The sequence below is a fragment of the Rhizobium sp. PL01 genome (assembly GCF_033447125.1).
Taxonomy (GTDB): domain Bacteria; phylum Pseudomonadota; class Alphaproteobacteria; order Rhizobiales; family Rhizobiaceae; genus Pararhizobium.
This window is the reverse complement of record NZ_JAWQUM010000024.1, coordinates 1-9,399: the sequence shown is the minus strand read 5'-3', so window position 1 is coordinate 9,399 and position 9,399 is coordinate 1. Positions and strand designations below refer to the sequence as shown.

General features: G+C 55.8%; 6 protein-coding genes and 3 pseudogenes. 6 read left to right on the top strand and 3 right to left on the bottom strand.

What is annotated here, in order from left to right:
- Nucleotides 1–213 precede the first annotated feature (213 nt).
- From R6X40_RS31465 to R6X40_RS31440, 6 genes and pseudogenes are all read left to right on the top strand, one after another.
- Nucleotides 214–324 (top strand): annotated as a pseudogene (locus R6X40_RS31465) (DUF892 family protein); the annotation flags it as partial.
- Nucleotides 325–374: 50 nt separating this feature from the next.
- A complete protein-coding gene (locus R6X40_RS31460) occupies nucleotides 375–911 on the top strand; it encodes a response regulator (protein WP_318419103.1) in 537 nt (178 codons plus the stop codon).
- Between the two features lie 266 nt (nucleotides 912–1,177).
- Entirely contained in the window at nucleotides 1,178–1,726 is a 549-nt protein-coding gene (locus R6X40_RS31455) for a YidB family protein (protein WP_318419102.1), read from the top strand.
- Nucleotides 1,727–1,932: 206 nt separating this feature from the next.
- Nucleotides 1,933–2,196 (top strand): hypothetical protein, encoded by a 264-nt coding sequence (locus tag R6X40_RS31450; protein ID WP_318419101.1) that lies wholly within the window; start codon nucleotides 1,933–1,935, stop codon nucleotides 2,194–2,196.
- A 115-nt stretch (nucleotides 2,197–2,311) separates the two neighbouring features.
- Complete coding sequence (locus R6X40_RS31445) at nucleotides 2,312–5,263, top strand: PAS domain-containing protein (protein ID WP_318419100.1); 2,952 nt, start codon at nucleotides 2,312–2,314, stop codon at nucleotides 5,261–5,263.
- Between the two features lie 45 nt (nucleotides 5,264–5,308).
- Nucleotides 5,309–5,578 (top strand): annotated as a pseudogene (locus R6X40_RS31440) (HWE histidine kinase domain-containing protein); the annotation flags it as partial.
- Between the two features lie 76 nt (nucleotides 5,579–5,654).
- On the opposite strand, the gene R6X40_RS31435 reads toward R6X40_RS31440, so the two are convergent.
- From R6X40_RS31435 to R6X40_RS31420, 3 genes and pseudogenes are all read right to left on the bottom strand, one after another.
- Nucleotides 5,655–5,918 (bottom strand): DUF2254 family protein, encoded by a 264-nt coding sequence (locus R6X40_RS31435; protein ID WP_318419105.1) that lies wholly within the window; start codon nucleotides 5,916–5,918, stop codon nucleotides 5,655–5,657.
- A gap of 1,724 nt (nucleotides 5,919–7,642) precedes the next feature.
- Nucleotides 7,643–8,122 (bottom strand): annotated as a pseudogene (tnpA, locus tag R6X40_RS31425) (IS66-like element accessory protein TnpA).
- Nucleotides 8,123–8,749: 627 nt separating this feature from the next.
- Nucleotides 8,750–9,253 (bottom strand): hypothetical protein, encoded by a 504-nt coding sequence (locus R6X40_RS31420; protein ID WP_318419098.1) that lies wholly within the window; start codon nucleotides 9,251–9,253, stop codon nucleotides 8,750–8,752.
- Nucleotides 9,254–9,399 lie beyond the last annotated feature (146 nt).

Sequence of the window (9,399 nt, the reverse complement as noted above, 5' to 3'; positions counted from 1 at the left end):
TGCCGCAGACGGCAGTGTAACGCCCCAACCGATCGGCACGGATCGGATGCCGGGTACGGTTTCCTCAACGGATAAGGTCCGCGATCCAGCTCAGGAAACTGGGTTGCCGCAACCGGACAATTAATCCGGCCGGAACTCAGCTTTGGCACAGCCATCTCAAATGGAGATCGTCCCGGCAACAGAGACAAAATAGGGCGCGAACTGGTTACCTGAATAAAGGATGCGGCCAAACTGCTTCAGACGACACTCGACGAGGAGCAGGCAACGGACATAGCGTTGACCGGCATCGCGACGTCGGTGGTCAACCTGAAAGCCGAGGGATAACGAAGAGCTTTAGCGTTTCGAAGCCACTGAACTCCGAAGGGACGGAAATATTGTTTTCCGTTCCTTTTTACACGTTGGGTCCGCCGCGTTCACCCCCATCACATCAGTTTAACAAAGCCCATTGGGCGAGGGCGATTGCCGGCGCGGGAAATTGGCAGGCCGCCGCGGTGGAGCATTCCAACGTGTCCGCATACGACATCGTAAACAGCACATTCGAGAGCAGGCAAATATCCATGGATGCGCGGGAACCTTTCGGTCGCCGGATCGCTTTCATCGAAATGGAACAGGTCGCAGAAAAATCGCCCATTGCCGTTGTGGTTGATGACGAGCCTTTAATTCGTATGGACACGGCTGACATCATATCGGACGCTGGTTTTCGGGTACTTGAAGCAAGCGGAGCCGAGGAGGCATTCGCGTTCTTCGATAAGTACCCAACTATTCGACTTTTGATAACCGATATCCAAATGCCGGATATCGATGGCCTGACGCTTGCCAGGCACGTCGCGGTCCACTGGCCCAATGTCAGTATCGTCATTACCTCCGGAGCAGTGTCTCCGCGTGCTGACGAAATGCCGCACAATGCCTGAACTTGTCTTGGAAGCAATCCGAATCGTCTGCGAGGTACCAATAGACAGATGAACTTCGCAACATTTTTCCCCAGGTAACTCCATAACTGCCAAATTGTTTTTTCTAAGTGGGCGATCGACCCGAGCAAAACTGGCCCGCCCATTTTTGCGGACCTTGCCGAACCAGGAGCACATTACGACCTTGCCCCCACAGCGATCGCCACATTAACCGTCAACTCAAACGCCGAAGGCTAAAGACCTCGGTAGCGATATAGGGAGAGAGACACATGGCTAGCAGCGCATTGAAAGCACTTCTCGGGGTCCTCGCGGTGGCCGGGTTCCAGAACAGAGACAAGATCGGTGAATTGCTGCGTGGACTTCAAAATCCTCAAGGCGGTGGCGACCCTTCACAGAAGCAAGGAGGGCTCGGCGATATCCTCGGCGGTGTAACGGGGGGAGGAGTTGGCGGCCTTGGCGGGTTGGGAGGACTGCTTGGTGGCGGTTCAGCTGGCGGTATTCTCGGCGGCGGTCTGGGCGACCTGCTGAAACAGTTCCAGCAGAACGGCCACGGTGAAACCGCGAATTCCTGGGTCGAAGCCGGCCCAAATGCTCAGATCGACGATCGCCAGCTGTCCGAAGCTCTAGGACCAGAAATCCTTGATGACCTGTCGGCCAGAACCGGGTTGTCGCCGCACGAGATACTGAGCCGCCTTAGTCTGGAACTTCCAAAGGCGGTCGATGAGCTAACGCCTGATGGCTCGATTCCTGTCGATGATGACTCATCCGAGTTAGGCGGCAGACAGTCCGTACCTTCGATCAAGCCGGAAATTGTCTGAAAGAGTTTCTTCAACCATAGGCCGCCCACTGGCGGCCTTTTTCTTTGACGCAGTTCGTGACGTAACTCGAGTGTCTATTTCCTGATAATCTTCAGAGCGAACCTCGCCTCGATCAGTGGCGCGTCTGAATTCCTTGAACACCATACCGTCTTACGGAACGCCCGCAGCAATGGGATATGAATATGAAGCTTACAGTGCGAGAAAACATGTCGCCGTTTCTGCGCGACGAAAACGGTCATGTCGCGATGACCGATGGAGAAAAAGATTGGCTCGTCATCGTCACCAAGGAGGCACTGAAAGCAATTTCCATCCCTCCGCTTGCCGACCAGCAACGCCTAATAAGCCATCTACCGTCCTTCATCGAGATTGCTCTTTTTAAGCTCGAACACGGCCGAGCAGGCGAGGAAGACACGATCTGGATCCAGACCGACGATATTCAGGACTGGCGGCAGGCGAGAACACAAGGGTAGTCGACGCAACCTGTAAGACCATACGTCATTCGAAACGGTCTGAAACAACTGATAATGCTGGAAAATCGGCTGCCCATCGATTATGTGCAGGCTTCCGGGGGTTCCGAGGCGGATTATGGCGACGACAGTAGATTTAACGAAGGCAAAATCTTGGCCGTTGGGCGGCGGTGAAATGGGCGAGCGCATTCGTGCGTTCGACTGGTCAATGACGTCGCTTGGCCCCATTTCGGACTGGCCAACACACCTTCGTATCAAGGTTAATTCCATAGTGAACTCTCCGATCCCGCAGGTCATCATGTGGGGCGATGACCATGTGATGATTTATAACGACAGCTATGTCGACATCGCGGGCGGCTACCATCCGAAAGCACTGGGTGGCCGCGTTTCGGACATCTGGCCGGAAATCTGGGATTGGAACAACAACGTACTTACCGCAGCCTTCCGAGGTGACGTGCAGTCCTTTCGTGACCAGCCAATGGCACTGCGACGTCGCGGCGAACCGGAGACGGTAATCTTCGACCTCTTCTACACGCCGATCTACGATGAGGATGGTGTCGTTGACGGCGTCCTGTGCACCGTTCTGGAGAATACGGAAAAGCACCAGGCGATAAGCGCGCTCGCTATCAGCCGAGCCGAACTTGCCAGCCTGACGAATGCGCTGCCAATCCTTGTCGGCTTCATCGACCTGAGCCTGACCTATCGCTTTGCCAATGACGCGTACAAGGAGTGGTTCGGTCGCAGTCCGGGGGAGATCGTTGGGCGGCCGGTTCGGGAAATCATCGGCGAGGAATATTTCGAGAAGAGACTGCCGCTCATCCAGCGTGCAATGGCGGGCGAGACGATAGTCACGGATGCCTCCATTCAGCGGCCTGACGGCCATGAACGGCATGCTGAGGTTCGATATGTGCCTCGTCAGACAGCGGTCGGCATCGACGGCATCTACGTCCTCATCATCGACATTGATGACCGTAAGCGGTCCGAACTCGAGCTTGCCGAGAGCAATCTACGGTTCCGCACGGCGATGGACGTCGTTCATGGCGTCCTCTGGACCAACAGCGCCGACGGACGAATGAAAGGCGAACAGCCTGGGTGGGCCGCACTGACGGGCCAGTCGCCGGAGGATTACCAAGACTACGGTTGGGCCACTTCTGTCCACCCTGATGACAGTGGACCGACGGTCGATGCCTGGAACAAGGCAGTGGCCGAACGGCGAACCTTCGTGCACGAGCATCGGGTCCGCAGACACGACGGCGTGTGGCGGTCATTTTTGATCCGGGCCAATCCGATTTTTTCCGATAACGGCGAGATCATAGAGTGGGTCGGCGTACACACGGACATTACCGAGCAGAGGTTGGCAGAGCGCGCCCTCAGGGAGCGGTCCGACGATCTCGAACGACAGGTCGTCCACCGCCAACGTGCCGAAGAACAGCTTCGACAACTTAACGAAACCCTTGAAGACCGTGTCGCCGAGGAAAGCGAGCAGCGTCGGAAAGCCGAAGCGAAACTTCAACAGGCGCAGAAGTTGGAGACGATCGGCAAGTTGACGGGTGGTGTCGCACACGATTTCAATAACCTGCTTCAGGTGGTCTCCGGTAACCTTCAGTTACTGATGAAGGATGTGACCGGAAACGACCGCGCCGAACGCCGGGTGATCAACGCATTGGCGGGCGTCAACCGCGGAGCCAAACTGGCCAGTCAGTTGCTGGCGTTTGGCAGGCGCCAGGCGCTTGATCCGAAGGTCATCAACGTAGGGAAGTTCGTCCGGGGGATGGATGATATGCTGCGGCGGTCACTCGGCGAAGCGGTGGAAATCGAAACCGTTATCGCAGGGGGACTATGGAACTGCCTGATCGATCCTGCCAACGTCGAAAACGCGCTTCTGAATCTGGCCATCAACGCGCGGGATGCGATGAACGGAACAGGCAAGTTGACCATCGAGGCTGGAAACGCCTATCTCGATGACGCTTATGCCCAGGCTCATGATGACGTCACCCCTGGCCAGTACGTCGTTTTGTCCGTCTCCGATACGGGAGCGGGAATCCCTGAAGAAATCCTGGACACCGTGTTCGAACCGTTCTTCTCCACAAAAGAAGAAGGCAAAGGCTCGGGGCTCGGGCTGTCGATGGTTCACGGTTTCGTCCGCCAGTCTGGCGGACACATCAAGCTCTATAGCGAAGTGGGCCACGGAACGACGGTGAAGCTCTACCTTCCTCGCGCCACCGACAAAGAAGACAGGGAAGTTGACCTGCGCTCCGGTCCGGTCATCGGCGGCACTGAAACCATCCTGGTCGTCGAGGATGACAACGAGGTCAGAGAGACCGTGGTTGAGACCTTGACTGACCTCGGCTATAAGGTCTTGAAGGCGCCGAATGCGGATGCCGCTCTGATCATCATCGAGGCGGGGATTGCCATTGATCTTCTTTTTACCGACGTGGTCATGCCGGGAACCTTAAAGAGCCCCGAACTCGCTAGGAAAGCCCGCGAACGTCAGCCCGATCTTGCCGTCCTCTATACGTCGGGATATACGGAAAATTCCATCGTACACGGCGGGAGACTCGATGCCGGCGTGGAACTGCTATCCAAGCCGTATACCCGTGAGGCACTAGCGAGCAAGCTCAGGCAGGTGCTCGCCAACCGGGCGCAGAAGTATCAGCCCTCCCCGGCGGCCCCTCTGTCTATCGAGCCCGTTCAGCAAGAAGCATCCGCCACACTTTCCATCCTGCTGGTTGAGGATGACGTCCTGATCAGGATCAACACCGCCGATATGATCGCCGAACTCGGACACGATGTCATCGAAGCGGGCACAGGCGCGGAGGCGATTGCCCTGCTGGAAACTCGTTCGATCAATGTCTTGGTAACAGACCTCGGTCTGCCGGACATGGGCGGAGCCCAACTCGCCGACGAGGCGCGCGCCCGCCAGCCGGCACTCGGTGTTGTCTATGCCACGGGACACGATCGTCACACTGGTGAATTGCCGCTGGAGGCAGTGGTCGTCACGAAACCGTATGGCGCAGAGGACTTGCGATCAGCGTTAGAGCAAGCGTGGATTGCCGTCCGAAGAGAATGACGTCGTTTGGGTCGATAAGCCTCGAATGGGATTTTCCCTTCTGGTACCGCAGCACCGGGCGAAGTGCGCGGAAACGACGAGCGGTGACACCTGCGCAAGGACGGGACCTGTTTCTGGGCTTCTGGCGAGATGATGGCGCTTCGCGACGAAGACGACCTCGTTGTCGGATTCATCAAGATCCTACGAGATCGGACCGAGCAACGTGAGCGTGCCGATCGAAAGCGTCTGCTCATGCATGAACTTGGTCACCGGATGGAGAACACGCTGTCGGCTGTTCAGTCGATTGCCACGCAGACGTTGCGCAACGCGAAAACTTCGCGGCTTGGGCGAACGCCGACGCCCTCCTGAATTGGGGTCGGCCTTCCGCCAGTTCGTCGGCGAGCCGCTGCGTTCATCCGCAATGGTGATAGCGTCTCCCAGGTCTAAGCAGGCGGGGGGCTGCCTGCGGCTTGTCGAACGTCAGTGTGCCAATCCCATCACGGACGTCCACACTGGCGAGGCCGATCACCGTATCCACATTGGAACGGCCTGCCATGTGACCGACAAAATATATCAGGGTTCCCACGAAAACGAAGGCGAGCAGGATCCCAATTGAAAGAGACATGTGTGGTACGAAAACACCTTCGTCTTGCGTCCGCACGGTGCGAAGGACCATCAAGGCGTAGGAAAACGTTCCATCGCCTGATTTCTCCGGTCCTTTACAAAATTTCGGAGCAGTCGAGGTTTCATTTGCCGGGCTGCCAACTACACGGCGGCAATTGTTATTCAAAACACCGTGCCAGCGACGTCGAGGGCAATTCGCCAACCAACATGAACGGCAAATTAACGCAGCGTTCGAGTTGGGTTCAGAGTAACTGCTATAAACTTTCGCTTACTCTCGATGCTGCGGTGGGCTGGACATAGGAACTATTTTCAAAGTTGAAATATAAAAACTGTCCTCTATCGGACAAGGCTTTGAGTTGACGGATGCAAGAAGGCCGGCAAGCTCGGCCAACGCAAGCCGGCAACTGTGGGTGACCGCCTCTTCAATAGGTCCCACGTCAGAGGTGGCTATCCTCTGCACTGGGACGAGTAGGCCAACATTTCCGTTACTTAACAACAAACGTAGGAGAAAACCGTGAGAAAGCTAATCATCGCAACCATGATAGCGCTTACTGCCACGGCCGCTGGGACTGCGCCATCCCAAGCACAAATCACCTTCCAGTTCGGAGACGATGAGGGTGACGGTAATTATAATGATGGCTACGGAGATGGCTACGACGTACCCCGACGCGACTACGACAGCCAAGATTACTATCGAGACCAGTATCACGGTGATCAGTACAATAGCGAGCCATATCGGCAGTATCACAGGCCCCACCGACACCACCGTTGTCAAATTGAGGTCATCACGCATTGGCGCCATCACCATAGGGTGATAGAACGCTACAGAGTTTGTCGATAATTTTTCATCGAGGGTCGTCTTCCACAAGCCCTTGCGGAAACGCGCATAATGTCCTCCTAGACTAGTCAAAAGGCGCTGATCACCTCGCTGGCGTGACGAAGTGGCCGTTTCCATCACGGGCAAAAAATACTGCGCATGTATGCTGATGGCTGTGTTCTCGACGCTCTGATCCAGAGCCGCCGGAACAATAAGGCGGCCCTTGGGCTGATGCGTAAGCTACTGAACGGCCAAGATGCATATTCCAATGAACCGGACGGATCCGCCTACCGGACGGTCGTTCAACTCGTCCAGTATAGGCATGAACAGTCTGATGTGGCCACTTGGAGTCATCGTTATCGTGGGCATAATCCTTTCGTTTATCGGATTGGCCTGATTATCCGGCCAAGGCGGCCGCCAAGAAGGTGGCCCCGGTTTTCGTTCTTAAGTTGAATGTCGAAGGCGGTGAAAGCGTCTTATAACAATTCTTAGGAGCCAAATGCCTCGCTTGGTGGACCGATCATCGTTCTCTTTGTCATCGTGGCAGTTGTCACAGCAGTGATTTATTGGATGGGCCCGACACGTCACGGTGGTGTTGCCCGCGTGCGATTTAGCCAGATCGCCACGAACCCCTTATGCCGAGCACCGAAGTGCCGACCAAGGCTGTAATGCGTTCCACGGCTTCATCCACGTCAACAATCTCCTGCGGCACAGCCAAGGCGCTGGTGACCGGAAGGTCCTCAAAAAGATGGCACCGTTCTGTCCAGGATGGTTGGACGGCCTATTATGACGTCCTTCGGTGGATTTTGAAGCTGAAGCGGCGTCATGGAAGCGAGGACGGCCAAGCGGCCGAGCATAATTAAAAACACAATTAGGAAGTCCACCATCATGAGCGCGGTCCGGTGACTGGAGCACAGATTGCGGGAGCCCGTGCTCGAAGCCGAAGATAAACTTGTACGTCAGCGTTTCGTCTGAAAATCGCCCGACGCTCCGATTATTGCTGCTTCAACGTCACTGCATTCCAGCGTCAGTTTCACCCCGTTCGGAAGAGACACGCTCATCGTAGCTGGAGAGGGAAAACGGCGGATCTTCTCAGGTTTTGATCGCTGAACCTCATCAAAAGTGACTGGCAAATCCTGCGCAAACGCCCTGCTTTGTCGCGACACTGCGCGATCCGCGGTGCGTTCGATCTGCACCGCAACAAATGCCGATGTCGAAGACGGCCCTTTCGGCACAGTTTCCTTCTCACTCAACCGATGCTTGCCTATCCATTTCCACACGAGGTCGGCATTGACCCCACGTTAGAGCGCTAGCCCCGCCACCGAAGCCCCCGGCTCAAGGCAGGCTGCAACCAGCCGATCCTTCGATAACGGATCAAAACGGCGGCGACCGTTACGACCACCAAGCCTCACACGCAGTTTCTGATCATCGTCCATGATTCGGCGTCCCGCTTTTCTCCAACCCTTATCGACCTTCCACTTCATTTCTCTCTTGTTCACCTTCGCACCAATTTCCAATGCTGGTAGCAATTCCGCGGTGGGATTGGCCGCTTTCATCGCTGTGATCAGGGCCGCAGCATCCTGAATTGGGGTGTTGTCGAATTCGCTGTCCATATGTGCTGGCCCGCAAACACGTTGACGCCTCCCACAACAGCCTTCAGAGAAGGTATCCAGACGTAGCTGTGAAGCGGCAGGTCACCATCCAGACCTCTGATTTCTAAAGCTCGTCCTTCAAGCTCGAGTTTTTTTTCTGATGCGACTTCTGGAATCACTGGCGATTCCGGGGCGTTCGCACCCGTCGGTATTGTACCATGCAAAGCTCCCAAACCTGATGGCGATGCCAGGTTGCAAGCTGGAGCGTTTGGTTCAGCAGGCTTGAGAAATATTCGAATTCCGCCGGTTGGTGCCGTCGAAGACCGTATTAAAGTCGGAAACGTACTGAGGACGATCGCGTTCGATGCCACCGGGAGCGGTTACCATAGGAATCCACGCCGAGATGATCATGCGCGGCGCAAATCTGCGGAATGACCCTGCCGTTTCCAACGGCAGGGTCGATTGGAGTAAACTTTACTCGCTGTCGTCTCCGCCACTGTCATCTGACGACGCATCATCGCCACCCGCGTCGTCCGTAGACGTGTCATCATTTTCGGCCGCGCTGTCGTCATTCGCGTCGGCGTTGTCTTCCGATGCAGTGTCGTCTGTCGCATCATTGCTGTCCGGTGTTGCGTCATCGGCAGTCGAAGAGTCGTTAGTCGTTTCTTCGGACGACACATCTTCGGTCGATGTCACTTCTTCACTCGTGGTTTCTTCCGACGATGTTTCCTCTTGCGAAATTGACTCCTCGACCACAGTTTCTTCGCTTGTGTAGGATTCTTCGATCGACACTGTTTCTTCGGAAATATACTCAGAATAGGAAAACGAGCTTTCGAAGCTTGTCGTTGTTTCCCAGCTCGACAACTCGCTGACGCTATACTTTTGGTTGTACACCTCAAGTGTGATGACGGCCGCAACGACCACCAACGCACCGGCGCGTTCCACATCGAACTTGAAGTTCGAGTTTCCTGCCTTCAACTGTCGGCGGACGGCGACGTCTAAGAGGTGGCTCGGTTTGTCTGAACAGTTCCGGGCGTTTCGCTAAGTGGATTTCCGCCTCGATTATGCCGCCACCATCATTGGTGCCAGCGCGTTGAAGTAGGCCTGATCCGGTGTCTGCCGGT